Below are 14,806 nucleotides of genomic sequence, written 5' to 3'. Positions count from 1 at the left end.
CTAGCGTATTTGTACCGGTAGACATAGCCTCAGACACAACCCACCGCCCTCTCTCGGGCTGGCAATGATTTCACCGCCGTGCGATTCGATAGCGCGGCGGGCGATAGCAAGCCCTAAACCAAAGCCAGCCACACCCTGGCTTTCAGCCAAGCGGCGAAACGGTTCAAAAATCCGCACCAAGTCATCTTCGGCCACACCTGGCCCACGGTCTGCCACCTCTACCTGTAATCCCTGCTCATCGGTCCTTACCGTCACCTCCACCGTGGTACCCGGCGCGGTGTATTTCACGGCATTCCTGATGACATTTTCAAAAGCGCGGTGCAGCAACTCCGCCCCCACCTCGGCAACAAACTCACCGCTCGCTTGCAGCTGAACATCTCGCCCCGCCAAGCGGGCTTCGAATTGGGCATCATCGGCAATCGCGGCTATCAACTCCACCAAATCCAGTCGTTCCCGTTTGATTTCTGTCGACCCCGCTTCCAATCGCGCCAGAGTTAACAACTCGCCCACCAGGCTATCAAGCCGTACTGCTTCACGTTCGATGCGTTCCAGGCTGGCATCCACTTTGTCGGGCCGCTGGCGCGCCAGTCCGATAGCCGCCTGCAAACGCGCCAAAGGTGAGCGTAATTCATGCGACACATCATGCAAAAGCCGGTTCTGCGCCCCCACCAACTGCTGCAGCTGATGGGCCATACGGTCGAAGTCGCGCCCCAGGTCGGCAATCTCATCACGGCGCAGCCCAATTTGCGGCATCACACGCGTTTCCAACTTCCCCTCAGCAACGGTATGCAATGCCCAACTTAAGCTGCGTATCGGCTTGGAAAAGTACCAGGCCAGCCATGCACTGAGTAAAAGACTCACCAATGCAGAAACCGCGATTGGCACCACGATGGATGGGGGCTTGGGTCTTTCGTCCGCCATAAAATCGGTTATCTCCGCTTCCCGAGCGAACACCCAGTAACGCTGGCCATTGGAAGTGATTACTGTCTGAATCGCATCGCCAACCTGTTGGGCCCTGTTTGGCAAAGCGGCCAGCTCATCTGCGGGCAGACTGCGGCCGAGTAACTCCTGCCCCAGCGGGCCAAGTACATAAATAGTCGGTTCGAGCTTGCGGGACTGCCAATCCCGCAACATCGCCTTGGCACCAGCCGACTCACCCTGTGCCAGTACATTGGCTGTACTTCGAAGCATCAAACTCAGTCGTTCTGCTTCGAAGCTACGCTGCTCGGGTGGGTCAACCCACCGTAGCAACCAGGCAATGAATATCACCATCACAATGGTCAACATCAATGCCAGCCAGAAAACAGCGAAGAATTTCCAGAAAAGGCGCCCCATACCTAGGGGCAATCTGTAAAGGACCAAGCTAACACCGGCATATGGATCTACTCCTTGACCAATAGATATCCCTGACCGCGCACCGTCTGAATCCAGGGGCGGCCATCTGCCGTCGTACCCAACTTTTGCCGGATACTGCTGATGTGCACATCAATACTGCGATCAAAACGCGCCAATGGCCGACCCAAGCCACCATCACATAGTGCTGCCTTGCTGACTACCGTCCCGGCCTGACGCGCCAGCACTTCCAGCAAGCGGAATTCCGAACCGGTCAACATCAATGGCTCATCCTGCCAATGCGCTATAAGGCGTGCCGGCCATAACTGCAACGGACCTACACAGATGCTATCGCTGCTGGACTGGGCCGACTCGGTAGGCAAACCACGACGCAGGATAGCGCGCAATCTGGCCACCAACTCCCTTGGCGTACAGGGTTTGGGAACATAATCATCTGCCCCCAGCTCCAGGCCAAGGATACGATCGATATCATCCCCTCTCGCCGTCAGCATCAGCACTGGCAGACGGCTGGTTGCACGTATACGCCGCAGTGCCTCCACACCATTGATGCGCGGCATCATGACATCCAGCACCGCAATGTCATAGCGGCCGCTAAGCGCCTCTGCCACACCAGCCTCGCCATCGTAAACGGCATGCGCGGTAAACCCTTCCTGCTCCAGGTATTCCGCCAACATGGCGCTAAGCTCGGCATCGTCATCAACCAAAAGGACGCGTGTCATTGAGGGGGACCAATGGAAATAAACTTTGCAACATGATAGCGGTGCCAGCACCACTATCCTGCAATCTTTACCCGTCTTTACAGAGCGCCACTGGTAGAAATCCTGTGGTGTTGTGGCGTAAAGCTGCCGCGCCTATATACATAGCTGCGTTAGCACAACAGCCATAAACAGCTTTATCACTCCCCCAGCTTTACGCATCTTTACCAAGGCTTAACGGCACTTAACCTGTCCAGGAGCGAGCATACGGTTACACCACTACCAGGTATATAACCATGCCGCCACTTGGCTCTTTCTCAGTCTACCAAGTCAGCCCAACCCTGCTGTTAGGCTTGCTCCTCACCGGTTGCGCCAGTGTCGGTCCCAACTACAACTCTCCTCAGATCCAGCTGGCCGAACAATGGCAGGCAGCGTTGCCACACGGTGGAAGCACCACAACACTGGTTGAGTGGTGGCATAGCTTCAATGACCCGACACTCAGCACGCTATTGCGTAGTGCTGAAACCGACAGCCCTAATTTGGCCAAGGCAATGGCGAATATCCAGGCAGCCAGAGCCCAACAAGGTGTAAGCGACGCCAGTGCTTTGCCCAGTTTCAACGCCAATGCCAAAATCAGCCGCGCCGGTACTTCGAAATCAGAGAACCAAGACAGCACTACCACAAAGTCAGGCATGTTCGATGCAAGCTGGGAAATCGACCTGTTTGGCGCGGTACGGCGAAGCCAGGAAGCGGCCCAAGCCACGACCAAGTCCAAAGAAGCCAGCTGGCATGACGCACGTGTTTCCCTGGCGGCCGAGGTTGCCAGCGAATATGTGCGCTACCGCGCTTGCCAATTGCTGACAACCACCTATCAGGACAACCTGCATTCGCTGGAGCAAACCGCCCATAGCACAGTCAGCGCAGTCGATGCCGGACTGACCCCACCTGCCGATGCTTCGCTCGCACAGGCCAGCGTAGCCAATGCAAAAGCCGGGCTGACCCAACAGCAGGCCGAATGCGATCTGAGCATCAAGTCCCTGGTCACACTCACCGGCATAACGGAACCCGCTTTACGCAAACAGCTGGCGGCAGACGAGCCCGTACTGCCACAGCCCGCCAACCTTATCGTCACCAGCGTCCCTTTACAGCTGCTAAGCCAACGGCCGGATCTGGTTTCTACAGAACGCCAGCTTGCTGCCGCCAGCGCACAAATCGGGCAGGCCGAAGCAAATCGTTACCCCCGACTATCGCTGCTCGGTTCGATTTCCCTGACCCGTACCCAAAGCAATGGCAAAAGCTTGGAAACCGCGCCCTGGTCGTTCGGACCGTCGCTGAACCTGCCACTGTTCGATGGTGGCGCCAGCAAGGCCAAGGTCCGTGAGGCTGAGGCCAACTATGCCAGCAGCCTTGCCACCTACCAGCAGGCAGTACGTACAGCCGTGCAGGAGGTGGAACAAGCCATGGTGAGACTGGACAGCGCCAGCCAGCGTGAGGCCAGCATCGCCACCAGTGCAGCGGGATATCGGCACTACTTCACCGCCAGCGAGCAGCTTTGGCAGGCCGGCGGCAGCAGCCTACTCAACCTGGAACAAAGACGGCGCGAAGCACTGGGTGCGGAACAAAGCCTGATCACAGTACGACGTGACCGCGTGTTGTACGGCATTGCCCTTTACAAGGCACTCGGCGGCGGCTGGCAAGCCGGCACTGATGCCCCCTCCTCCACTATCGGAACTTCACTATGAAATCGAAGACACGCCTGGGACTCATCAGTGCCGCCGTCCTGCTTGGCTTGGGATGGATGACGCTGTTCCTCAAGCCTGCATCGGTGCAGGCCAGCAGTACCAAACCGGCTGCCGACCATGCAGCCTTGACTGTGGAAGTAGTACAACCCGAACTCAATATGTGGTCGCAAACTCTGCAAGCTAATGGCGCATTGGCCGCTTGGCAGGAGGCCAGTATCAGCGCCGAAACCAATGGGCTGCGGATTGCTGCATTGCATACCGATGTCGGCAGCAAGGTGAAACGTGGCCAGCTATTGGCTGAACTGGTCAATGACACGATCAAGGCCGAGGTCCGCCAAGCCGAAGCTGCGGTAGCCCTGGCACAGGCCAATCGGTTACAGGCTCAGAACAACGCCCAGCGTGGTCAGGCAGTGAAAGGCAGTGGTGCGCTCTCGAACCAACAGATAGAACAGTATCTGATTGCCGAGAAAATCGCCGACGCGAATCTGGCCTCTGCCGAGGCGGCACTCAGCAATGCCCGCATCAAACTGGCTCAGACCCGGATCGTGGCAGTGGATGACGGCATCATCACCAGCCGCACAGCCACGCTCGGCAGCGTGGTCAATGGCAGCGAGCTGTTCCGCTTACTGCGGCAAGGACGGCTGGAATGGCGCGCCGAAGTCAGCGCCCAGCAGATGGCGGTACTTACAGCAGGGCAATCTGCAACCATTACCTTACCCAATGGAGAGACGGCTCAAGGGAAGGTACGCCTTTTGGCCCCCACCCTGACCAGTGAGACCCGTACTGCAATCGCTTATGTGGATCTGGGCAGCCAGACAAGTGCACGAGCCGGCATGTATGCACAGGGGCAGATTGAATTGGGGCAGCGCAAAACCCTGACGGTGCCTACGACGGCCATTACGGTGCGCGATGGGCATAGCTATGTGTTCGAAATCGATGCGCAACAAAAAGTCATTCAACACAAAGTCAGCACCGGCCGCAGCCAGGGTGCACAAACGGAAATCACCCACGGCTTGGCCCTCTACACCCGTATCGTTCGTAGCGGTGGCACTTTCCTCAATGATGGCGATACGGTGCGGCTGGCCGTTGCCAGTAAGGAGGCAGTATGAATTTCTCGGCCTGGGCAATACGCAAACCGGTACCTGCACTCCTGCTCTTTGTGGTTTTGACCGTCATGGGTCTGATCTGCCTTCAAAAACTGGGCGTACAGAACTTCCCGGATATCGAACTACCGTCGGTTACGGTCAGCGCCTCGTTGGAAGGCGCAGCACCCGCCCAGCTCGAAACCGAGGTGGCGCGAAAAATCGAAGATCAGCTCGCTTCACTCGGTGGGGTGGAACACATCAATACCACCATCACCGATGGGTCGGTCAACACCACCGTGCAGTTCGAGCTGGAGAAAAACAGCGAGGAAGCACTGAACAAGGTGCGCAATGCCGTTGATGCCATCAAGTCTGAGCTACCGGCAGAGATGGCGACACCCACGGTTTCCAAAATCAACACCACGGGCGAACCCATTCTTACCTACACCGTGCAATCAGACCGCATGGATGAGGAAGCCCTGTCCTGGTTCATCGACAACGAGGTCAACAAGGCCATGCTGGCCGCTACCGGGGTCGGCAAGCTGAGCCGGCTCGGTGGCGTGAACCGGGAGGTACTGATTGAATTGGATCAAGCCAAGCTCAGTGGCTTGGGTATCAACGCGGTCACCGTCGCCAATCAGCTCAAGGCTGTGCAGAAAGACGCCTCCGGTGGCGAAGGCAGATTAGGGGGCCAGACACAGTCGTTACGTACACTGGGCGCAGTGGGCTCGGTGGCGGAAATCGCGGCGCTACCGGTTCCGTTGGGCGATGGCCGCCATGTTCGCCTGGACCAGTTGGCCAGCGTAAAGGACACCCATGCCGAGCGCACCACCTTTGCCATGCTCGATGGCAAGCCGGTGCTGAGTTTTCAGATCATGCGCATCAAAGGGGCAAGCGAGGTAGAGGTTGCCAAGGCGGTTCGCGAAACGATTACCCAGCTGAAGCAACGCTATCCGTTGGTACATATTGCTGAAGCCTACAACACGGTCCAGCCGATTGAAGATAATTACGAAGGATCGATGCATCTGCTGCTGGAAGGTGCAGTGCTGGCCATATTGGTGGTGTTCTGGTTTCTAAAGGACTGGCGCGCCACTGTCGTCTCGGCCATTGCGCTTCCCTTGTCCATCATTCCCACCTTCGCCGCCATGTACTTCCTGGACTTCAGCCTGAATGTGCTGACGCTCCTGTCATTGGCGCTGGTGATCGGCATTCTTGTCGACGATGCCATTGTTGAAGTGGAAAACATTGTCCGCCACTTGAATATGGGTAAGACACCCCTGCAGGCAGCACGGGAAGCTGCGGATGAAATCGGTCTTGCCGTCATCGCAACCACGCTGACCCTGGTGGCTGTGTTCCTGCCTACCGCCTTTATGGGCGGCATCCCCGGCAAGTTCTTCCGTCAATTCGGCATTACAGCCGCAGTAGCTGTATTGGCTTCACTGCTGGTGGCTCGGCTGCTCACCCCGATGATGGCTGCCTACTTACTCAAACCCAGTGAAAAGCACGAACAAAAAAGCAAGCTGATGGTGCGTTACCTCGGTTGGGTTGAGTGGTGTCTGTCCCATCGTAAGACAACAACCGCCGCAGCAATGGGTTTCTTTGTCGGCTCGCTGTGTCTCATCCCCTTGTTGCCTACGGGGTTTGTACCGGCCAATGACGATAGCCGTACCCAGGTCAGTATCGAATTGGCTCCCGGCAGCCGCCTCGCCGAAACCCGCGAGGTAGCCGAGCAGGCGCGCCTGCTGCTTGCCAAGGTCACGGATGTGAAACAGGTTTTTACTTTGGTTGGCTCTGCCAGCCCTACTGGCAGTCCCATGGATTCAGGCAATAACAGCGATGTACGTACTACCACATTGACCCTGAAACTGACACCACGGAGCGAGCGCAGTTACAAACAATCAGCCATTGATAATGAGATCCGGGCTGCGCTCAAGCCGCTGGCTGGCGCACGCGTCAGCGTCGGCACCAATGATTCAAGCGAGAAACTGCAAATCGCCCTTGTCGGTGACGATGCAACAGCATTGGAAACTGCCAGTAAAGCTGTCGAGCGCGAACTACGCGGCTTGAAAGGGATCGGCGCGGTAACCTCAGGCGCAAGCTTGCAAAGACCGGAGTTACAGATCAAACCCGACTATGCGCGCGCTGCAGACCTGGGGGTGACCAGTACCCAGTTGGCCGACGCTGTACGTATGGCCACCTATGGCGACTTTTCTGCTTCGCTAAGCAAACTCAACCTGCCGCAACGTCAAGTGAATCTGCGGGTACGACTGGCAGACAGCGCCAAACAAGACCTGGATGCGATAGGCCAGCTCCGTGTGGCTGGCGCCAAAGGCGAAGTCACACTCAGTAGCGTTGCCGATATCAAGCTAGGCAGCGGCCCTAGCCAGATCAACCGACAGGACCGTCTGCGCCAGATTACCATCAACGTGGAATTGAATGGCCGCAATATGGGCGAAGTAATGAAGGAAGCCGATGCATTACCCTCGTTGCGTTCACTACCCGCTAATGTAAAGCAGCAGGTATCTGGCGATGCGGAACACATGGCCGAACTCTTCAATAGTTTTGGCTTGGCCATGCTGATCGGCGTCATGTGCATCTATGTCGTACTGGTATTGCTGTTCCATGACTTCCTGCAGCCGGCCACCATCCTGGCGGCACTGCCACTCAGTGTTGGCGGCGCATTTCTCGCCTTGCTACTTACCGGCAACAGCTTCTCGATGCCGTCAATCATTGGGCTATTGATGCTGATGGGGGTGGTAAGCAAAAACTCCATCCTGTTGGTTGAATATGCAGTGATGGCACGCCGCGAACATGGCATGGACCGTTGGAATGCCCTCTTGGACGCTTGCCATAAACGAGCTCGCCCCATTCTGATGACCACCATCGCCATGGCTGCCGGCATGCTGCCGATTGCCATGGGCTTGGGCATAGACCCAAGCTTCCGCTCGCCAATGGCGATTGCTGTGATTGGTGGTCTGTTGACTTCGACACTGTTGAGCCTATTGGTCATCCCTGTCGTGTTCACTTATGTGGATGACTTCCTGGTCTGGCTTAGTAAGCGCTTCAAGCTACATTCCACTGCTGTGGCAAAACCTGTCGAGGAAATAAACTGAACACATTCCAACAAAAAAAGCCGCGGGCCAATGCTCGCGGCTTTCTGTCGGAACCCCTGCTGACGCAGGAAGAAGACGACTTAACGTCGGAATAGGTAGAGAAGCCAACCCATTTGAACGCTCCCTTCAATTTCGGCATCCCGTTGCTAGCGATAAAACCAGAACGGTAGCTGTACGCGGGCGGTTGCAACCCTTGCCATATTTTGACTGACAACCACCGGCCACAGGCACATAGCTAATGTGAAACTTCGCCTGCTCCGGCCCACGACACCCTGATGGCGCCGCGCTTTCGTTACGAAATGAAACGTAACCCATTAATTTTACAGTATTGTTCCAATGCCAGGAAGGTCAGATCACAACATACTGTTACAATGACGGACATGAGCGTGCTCCAGTCTTCGCGCCCACTATCATTTCTGCTTTTTTGTTCCGTCATCCGCCACAGACTGCTGCTCTCATGAGCAGGGCCGATGCCCGCAGGAGTTTCAGCATGTCTTTCGCCTCTCTGGGCTTATCGGACGATATCGTCCGTGCCGTGGCCGAACTCGGCTACACCGAGCCCACCCCTATTCAACTGCAAGCCATCCCCGCCGTTCTGACCGGGCGTGACTTGTTAGCCGGCGCGCAAACCGGCACCGGCAAGACCGCTGGCTTTACCCTACCCATCCTGCACCGCCTATCGAATCGTACCGCCAAAGGACCTTCTGAAGGGCGTCCCCCTGTACGCGCCTTGATCCTGACCCCAACGCGCGAATTAGCCGCACAGGTCGAGGAGTCAGTGAAAAACTATGGCAAGTATCTCAAGCTGACATCGATGACCATGTTCGGCGGCGTCAGCATCAATCCGCAAATCAAACAGCTGCGCAGCCGGGTTGATATCCTCGTCGCAACACCAGGGCGTTTGCTTGATCATGTCCAGCAAGGCACGTTGGACTTGTCAAAGATTGAAATCCTGGTGCTCGACGAAGCAGACCGCATGCTGGACATGGGTTTTATTCGCGACATCAAGAAGATCCTGGCGCTGTTGCCACGCGATCGGCAAAACCTGCTGTTCTCGGCCACATTCTCCGACGAAATCAAGGCATTGGCAGACAGCCTCCTCAAGTCACCCGAACTGATTGAAGTTGCCCGGCGTAACGCCACTGCCGATACCATTGCGCAGAAGGTACATCCGGTTGATCGCGATAAGAAACGCCAGTTGCTCGCGCATTTGATCCAGGAACACAACTGGTTCCAGGTGTTGGTCTTCACCCGTACCAAGCATGGCGCCAATCGGCTCGCCGAGCAGCTAGCTAAAGATGGCATCAGCGCCATGGCCATCCATGGCAATAAGAGTCAGGGGGCGCGGACCCGTGCGCTGGGTGAATTCAAAGATGGTTCACTGCAGGTGCTGGTTGCCACCGACATCGCTGCCCGCGGTATCGATATCGATCAGCTCCCACATGTGGTCAACTTCGAACTACCCAATGTACCGGAAGATTATGTCCATCGAATCGGCCGTACTGGCCGCGCCGGGGCTGAGGGCGAAGCGGTCTCCCTGGTGTGCGTGGATGAAAAGAAGTTGTTGGCCGATATTGAGAAGCTGATCAAGCGCGAGTTGCCCAAAGTGGTCATACCCGGTTTTGAGCCAGACCCCAGCATCAAGCCTGAACCCATTCAGCAACGATCAGGCGGTGGCGCTCGTCAGGGGCAAGGCAGAGGTGGCCCACCGCGTAAGCCCGCAGGAAATGCTAGCGAGGGCCGTCAATCACAAGGTAAGCCACAAGCACGCCAACCTGTGTCGCAGGCAGGTAACCACAATAGTCGCGGGCCGGGTGTAGGTCGTCGGCCTACTGGTCGTCACCATTAAATGAGTGAGTTATGAAGAAAACCGATCTGGAAAAACTACGCGGCTTGAAGATCAACGAGAAACTCGCCAAGACCAATATCCCCGACCGCTTTGGCAAGCAGTCAGGTGGTCAACAAGTTGCTCAGCAACCAAAGGGGCTGCTAGGTGCATTATTGAAGAAAGGCCCTAAGTAATAGTTTATCAATCCGCTTTGGCCCCGCTAAGTATTGGCGGGGCTTTTACATTTCATAGCCTTGATGCAACTACTACAGAGCTACAGACAATAAAAAACCCGACCGAAGTCGGGTTTTTTCATAACAAGCTACAAAAAGCGGGTCGATTAGACAGGCTTGATGTTGGAAGCTTGCTTACCCTTCGGGCCGGTAGTCACATCGAAGGAAACCTTTTGGTTTTCTTGCAGCGACTTGAAGCCGTTGGATTGAATTTGCGAGAAGTGCGCGAACAGATCGTCGCCACCTTCGTCAGGGGTAATGAAGCCGAAGCCTTTGGAATCGTTGAACCACTTAACGGTACCGGTTGCCATAATACTTTTCCTTGTTGGAAATAAAAAAATGAAATGCGGACGCTCAAACAAAGGAGGTGGCGAATTGGCGTACCGTTTTTGGTACAGAGAACGGCCTGAAACCTACTACTTGAAATGCCTGCGGTGCGTGTTTTACGCGAATAAAAGCGACTTTGCAAACAAATTTTTATGGTTGATGTTTTTACACCAATTAAGCTTTTTGCTGCGGCAACCCTAATGCTACCCATCCGGCATGCCCCAATTGGCGCATGGTCTGGATATTCCTTTCAAAGATGTCGGCAGCGTCCGGGAACGCAGCCACTGCACGGTCCAGGCTCTCCTCCCGCAACAAATGCAGGATGGGGTAAGGCGCACGGTTGGTGTAATTGCTGATGTCGTCAGGCTTAGTATCGGCGAACTGGTAATCTGGATGAAAACTTGCCACTTGCAGGATGCCTTCCAGCTCATGTTCCACCACGACACCATCCGCCACGTCCAGGAAGTCATTGAAATCGAGAAAATCCGTCAGTACTTTCGGGTGAATCAGCAATGTGGTGTCAATCTCATTGTGGTCCACCTCAGCCAATAACAACAGCTCCCTATCGAGGTCATCCATCAGCTGGTCGAGAGTGGTCGCCTCACTCACAACAAAACGGACCTGATTCTTGATATAGACCCCCTTGGCGAAGGGACAAAGGTTCAAGCCAATCACGGCTTTTTCCAACCAGGCGCGGGTATCGGCGATAACGGTATTGGTGTCAGACGACATTGTGCAATCCAGAATAAAAGTGAGGAGGCGAACAAGGCATCCCGGCTGCTATTCTAAGAACCTGTTCACGATCTGTCGCGAGCAACAGGCAGCAGGGTGAAGCACAGGAGCCGAAACGTACTTGGGTGCATAAGGACTTCTGAACAACACACAAGCCCTGTCCATCGCTGCGCAGCTAAGAACGTAAACAAGTTTTCACGTCCGACTGGTTCACTACCCCGATGCGTATCCACTTATGACGACGCCGGCTCAATCGAACTACATCAGTCCTGATCAACTCTGTGTTGGCTTGTATATCCGTCTTGAACTCGACTGGACGGCACATCCCTTCACCTTCAGTCAGTTCAAGATCAAAAGTCAGGACCAGATCGACACGCTACGCTCCCTGGGCCTGGAACGTATTCGCTATGACCCGAAGCGCAGTGATGTAGTCCCGCTTCCACCGCCACCAGATGCCCCGACCACGCTGCCCAGTGGTCCCAGCCCTGAACAACTCGCTGCTATTGCAGCGAAGAAAGCACGTATTGAGAAGCTCACCCAGCATCGCAATGCGTTGAATGACTGTGAGCGAAAATTCGTCGGCGCCAGCCGGGCTGTGAAGGCGATCACCCGCAATCTGTTCGCCCGACCTGAAGAGTCAATGAAAGAAGCATCTGCACTTATTGGCGACTTGGTCAGCTCCATGCTAACCGACCGGGACATCGCCATTCACCTCATGAACGACAAGATCGCGAATGAGGATGTCTACTACCATCAACTCAATGTCGCAGTACTGGCGATGATGCTGGGCAAGCAGCTTGGGCTAGGAAGAGAAGCCCTGACCGAACTAGGCATGGGCGCACTGTTTCACGATATCGGTAAGGTCGATATTCCCGAAAAGATACAGCTGAAGACAGAGCCGCTGACGCCCAGTGAACAGGATCTGTTGATGCAACATAGCCAGTACGGGCTGGACATCGGCAAAAAGCTCAATCTCTCGCCAGAAGCGCTCGCCATCGTGTTCCAGCACCACGAGCATGTCGATGGCAGTGGTTACCCACATGGTTTACGAGGTGAAGGCATCCTGCCGCTCAGCAAAATCATCTGTATCGTCAATACCTACGACAACCTATGCAACAGGCCAAACCCTCGGGATTCACTTACACCATACGAAGCGCTGGCCTTGATGTTCTCGCAACTGCGCGCCCGTTTTGAAAGCCATCCTTTGGGGCTGTTCATACGGTGCATGGGTGTTTACCCACCAGGAACGCTGGTACAACTCTCCAATAATGCATTGGGCCTCGTCATGGCAGTCAATTCAAGCAAGCCGCTTAAACCGACCGTACTCATCTACGACCCCAGCGTCCCTAAGCACGAGGCAGTGATCCTGGATTTGGAAGAGGAGAAGGAACTCAATATCGTCAAAAGCATCCGGCCGGCTCAGCTGCCTCAGCAGGTGTTTGCCTACCTGAATCCTCGCAAACGCATGACTTACTATTGCGATGCCCTGCCAGGAAAGGGACCTGGAGAATAAATGGAAGGTACACACGAACTGGACTAAGCCATGCTTTAGCCCAAGACTAAGAACCTGTTCAAAGGCTACTGCGCGTCAGCAATACGGCGTTGAAAATGCCCTCGGAATGCTCATTTACCTCATGTAAACTCCGCTTCCTCAGTTGTTTTCGCCTTGTCTTGCTTTAGCTCGCGAGACTTTGAACAGCTTCTAAGAACCTGTTCAAAGTCTTTTCATCTAGCCCCAAACCGGCGATGCTTGCCCAATGAGAACCGCTTACCCCAGCGACGTCAGTCGCGAACAATTTGAAACCATTCGCCCACTGCTGGAAAGTGCCCGTAAGAAAACCTGTCCTCGCCGAGTCGACCTATACGACGTATTTTGTGCCGTCCTCTATCTACTCAAGAGCGGCTGCCAGTGGCGTATGTTGCCCAGCGAGTTTCCAAAGTGGCGTACCGTCCACGCCTACTTCAGCATCTGGAGTGAACCCCGTAAGGACGGTAGCCTGCTGACACAGGCATTAAAAAAATCAGGTTGGCGCGGCCCGCGTGAAACAGGGGCGCAACGACTCACCGTCGCTATTGATCGTGGACGCACAAAGTGTGAAGAATACGGACACAGCAGGACAGAAGGGCTATGACGCAGGCAAAAAGGTATCAGGGATCAAAAGACATATTGCTGTTGATACGCTGGGCTTGCCCCATGCGATTGCGGTAACGACGGCAGAGGTCACCGATCGAAGTGGTGCATTGGAAGCACTAAAAGGCAGCCATGCTGACTTGAGTCGCGTGTTGAGTGTGCTGGCAGATAGTGGTTATACGGGTCAGCCGTTTGCTCAGGGTGTGCAAGCTTGCGTGGGGGCGACAGTGCAAATAGCCAAGCGTAGTGAGCTGCATCGGTTTGCGGTGATGCCGAAGCGTTGGATAGTGGAGCGTTCTTTTGCGTGGTTGGAGAAGTGCCGTCGATTGTGGAAGAACTGTGAACGCAAGCTCGACACCAGCTTGCAATTCATTCAGTTTGCCTTTCTGACTCTTCTTCTGCGGAGACTTTGAACAGGTTCTAAGAACCTGTCTAAAGTCTCGCGAGCTAGGGCAAGACAAGGCGAAAACAGCCGAGGAAGCGGAGTTTACGCATGGTAAATGAGCATTCCGAGGGTGTCTTCAACGCCGTATTGCTGACGCACAGCAAACTTTAGACAGGTTCTAACAAAACTCAGCGAAGCGATGCTGGCTAGCCGCGCAAGCATAGACAGTACGTAGGTACGGCAAGCTTGCGCAACAACACCGGAAGGGTTTTGTTAGCGACTCTTAGTGCCCCTGACGTGCTCGTACCATCTTGATCAACCGTTCAAATAGGCTGACATCCTGTTCGTTCTTTAGTAATGCCCCCGACATTGGAGGGAGGCCTTCTCCCGCCTTAAGCGCGGAAGGTGGGACTTGATCGGCCAATAGCAGCTTGATCCAGTCGATCAACTCCGATGTTGAGGGCTTTTTCTTCAGCCCAGGTAAGTCGCGCAGGGCGTAAAACAGCTCAAGCGCCTCCGCCAGCAGTTCCTCATGCAATTTGGGGAAGTGCACCGCAACGATCTGGCGCATCGTGTCTTTGTCGGGGAAGCGGATGTAGTGAAAGAAACACCGGCGCAGAAATGCATCCGGCAGTTCTTTCTCGTTGTTGCTGGTAATGATGATGATAGGCCGGTGGCGGGCAGTTACCGTTTGACGTGTCTCATAGACATCGAAAGCCATGCGGTCCAATTCACGCAGCAGGTCATTGGGAAATTCAATATCGGCTTTGTCGATCTCATCGATCAACAGGATGGCGCGCTGCTCGCTTTCAAAGGCTTCCCATAGCTTGCCGCGTACGATGTAGTTGCTGATGTTGTTGACGCGCTCATCACCCAGCTGGCCATCCCGCAGACGGGATACTGCGTCGTATTCGTATAAGCCTTGTTGGGCTTTTGTGGTGGACTTGATATGCCAGCTGATCAGTGGCGCATTGAGATTACGGGCAACCTCTTCGGCAAGGAGGGTTTTGCCGGTACCGGGTTCACCTTTGATCAACAGCGGACGCTGCAAGGTGATGGCTGCATTGACAGCCAACAGAAGATCAGGTGTGGCAATGTAGTGATCAGTACTCGTGAATTGGTTGGCTTGGTTCATAGGGGCATCCTCGTCGAATGCTCGATTCTAACCAAGCAAATGCTTGTTGC

At 55.1% G+C, this 14,806-nt stretch carries 12 protein-coding genes; 7 read left to right on the top strand and 5 right to left on the bottom strand.

The window, feature by feature from the left end:
* Both ACUHMQ_RS07635 and ACUHMQ_RS07630 read right to left on the bottom strand, forming a co-directional pair.
* The gene (locus ACUHMQ_RS07635; protein ID WP_445294860.1) at nt 1–1,335 is read right to left on the bottom strand and encodes a HAMP domain-containing sensor histidine kinase; all 1,335 of its coding nucleotides are present in this window, start codon (nt 1,333–1,335) and stop codon (nt 1–3) included.
* A 47-nt stretch (nt 1,336–1,382) separates the two neighbouring features.
* Nucleotides 1,383–2,072 carry a response regulator gene (locus ACUHMQ_RS07630; RefSeq protein WP_445294859.1) on the bottom strand — a complete coding sequence of 230 codons (690 nt, stop codon included), beginning with the start codon at nt 2,070–2,072 and terminating at the stop codon, nt 1,383–1,385.
* 272 nt (nt 2,073–2,344) lie between these two features.
* Between ACUHMQ_RS07630 and ACUHMQ_RS07625 the strand changes: the two genes are divergently transcribed.
* From ACUHMQ_RS07625 to ACUHMQ_RS07605, 5 genes are all read left to right on the top strand, one after another.
* The gene (locus tag ACUHMQ_RS07625; RefSeq protein ID WP_445294858.1) at nt 2,345–3,790 is read left to right on the top strand and encodes an efflux transporter outer membrane subunit; all 1,446 of its coding nucleotides are present in this window, start codon (nt 2,345–2,347) and stop codon (nt 3,788–3,790) included.
* A complete protein-coding gene (locus ACUHMQ_RS07620; protein WP_445294857.1) occupies nt 3,787–4,899 on the top strand; it encodes an efflux RND transporter periplasmic adaptor subunit in 1,113 nt (370 codons plus the stop codon). Before ACUHMQ_RS07625 ends, ACUHMQ_RS07620 begins: the two co-directional genes overlap by 4 nt.
* Nucleotides 4,896–7,985, top strand: a complete 3,090-nt coding sequence (locus ACUHMQ_RS07615) for an efflux RND transporter permease subunit (protein WP_445294856.1) — start codon at nt 4,896–4,898, stop codon at nt 7,983–7,985. Before ACUHMQ_RS07620 ends, ACUHMQ_RS07615 begins: the two co-directional genes overlap by 4 nt.
* 490 nt (nt 7,986–8,475) lie before the next feature.
* Nucleotides 8,476–9,834 (top strand): DEAD/DEAH box helicase, encoded by a 1,359-nt coding sequence (locus ACUHMQ_RS07610; protein ID WP_445294855.1) that lies wholly within the window; start codon nt 8,476–8,478, stop codon nt 9,832–9,834.
* Between the two features lie 11 nt (nt 9,835–9,845).
* Nucleotides 9,846–10,007: a hypothetical protein gene (locus tag ACUHMQ_RS07605; RefSeq protein WP_445294854.1), complete on the top strand. Its 162-nt coding sequence runs from the start codon at nt 9,846–9,848 to the stop codon at nt 10,005–10,007.
* Nucleotides 10,008–10,153: 146 nt separating this feature from the next.
* On the opposite strand, the gene ACUHMQ_RS07600 is transcribed toward ACUHMQ_RS07605, so the two are convergent.
* Nucleotides 10,154–10,357 (bottom strand): cold-shock protein, encoded by a 204-nt coding sequence (locus tag ACUHMQ_RS07600; RefSeq protein ID WP_072427494.1) that lies wholly within the window; start codon nt 10,355–10,357, stop codon nt 10,154–10,156.
* Between the two features lie 190 nt (nt 10,358–10,547).
* Nucleotides 10,548–11,105 carry a DUF1415 domain-containing protein gene (locus ACUHMQ_RS07595; RefSeq protein ID WP_445294853.1) on the bottom strand — a complete coding sequence of 186 codons (558 nt, stop codon included), beginning with the start codon at nt 11,103–11,105 and terminating at the stop codon, nt 10,548–10,550.
* A 235-nt stretch (nt 11,106–11,340) separates the two neighbouring features.
* Here ACUHMQ_RS07595 and ACUHMQ_RS07590 point away from each other — a divergent pair, with 235 nt between their 5' ends.
* Nucleotides 11,341–12,618 (top strand): cyclic di-GMP phosphodiesterase, encoded by a 1,278-nt coding sequence (locus ACUHMQ_RS07590; RefSeq protein WP_445294852.1) that lies wholly within the window; start codon nt 11,341–11,343, stop codon nt 12,616–12,618.
* Between the two features lie 244 nt (nt 12,619–12,862).
* Nucleotides 12,863–13,649, top strand: a protein-coding gene (locus ACUHMQ_RS07585) for an IS5 family transposase (protein WP_445294851.1) whose coding sequence is annotated in 2 segments (ribosomal slippage) — nt 12,863–13,122 and nt 13,121–13,649 — 789 coding nt in all. Because the reading frame shifts where the segments join, the coding sequence is not laid out codon by codon here.
* A 255-nt stretch (nt 13,650–13,904) separates the two neighbouring features.
* Here the strand turns inward: ACUHMQ_RS07585 and ACUHMQ_RS07580 are convergent.
* Complete coding sequence (locus tag ACUHMQ_RS07580; protein WP_445294850.1) at nt 13,905–14,756, bottom strand: AAA family ATPase; 852 nt, start codon at nt 14,754–14,756, stop codon at nt 13,905–13,907.
* Between the last annotated feature and the right edge of the window lie 50 nt (nt 14,757–14,806).

The sequence above is a fragment of the Chitinimonas violaceus genome, from assembly GCF_052601015.1.
This window is presented reverse-complemented; position numbering and strand designations above follow the sequence as displayed.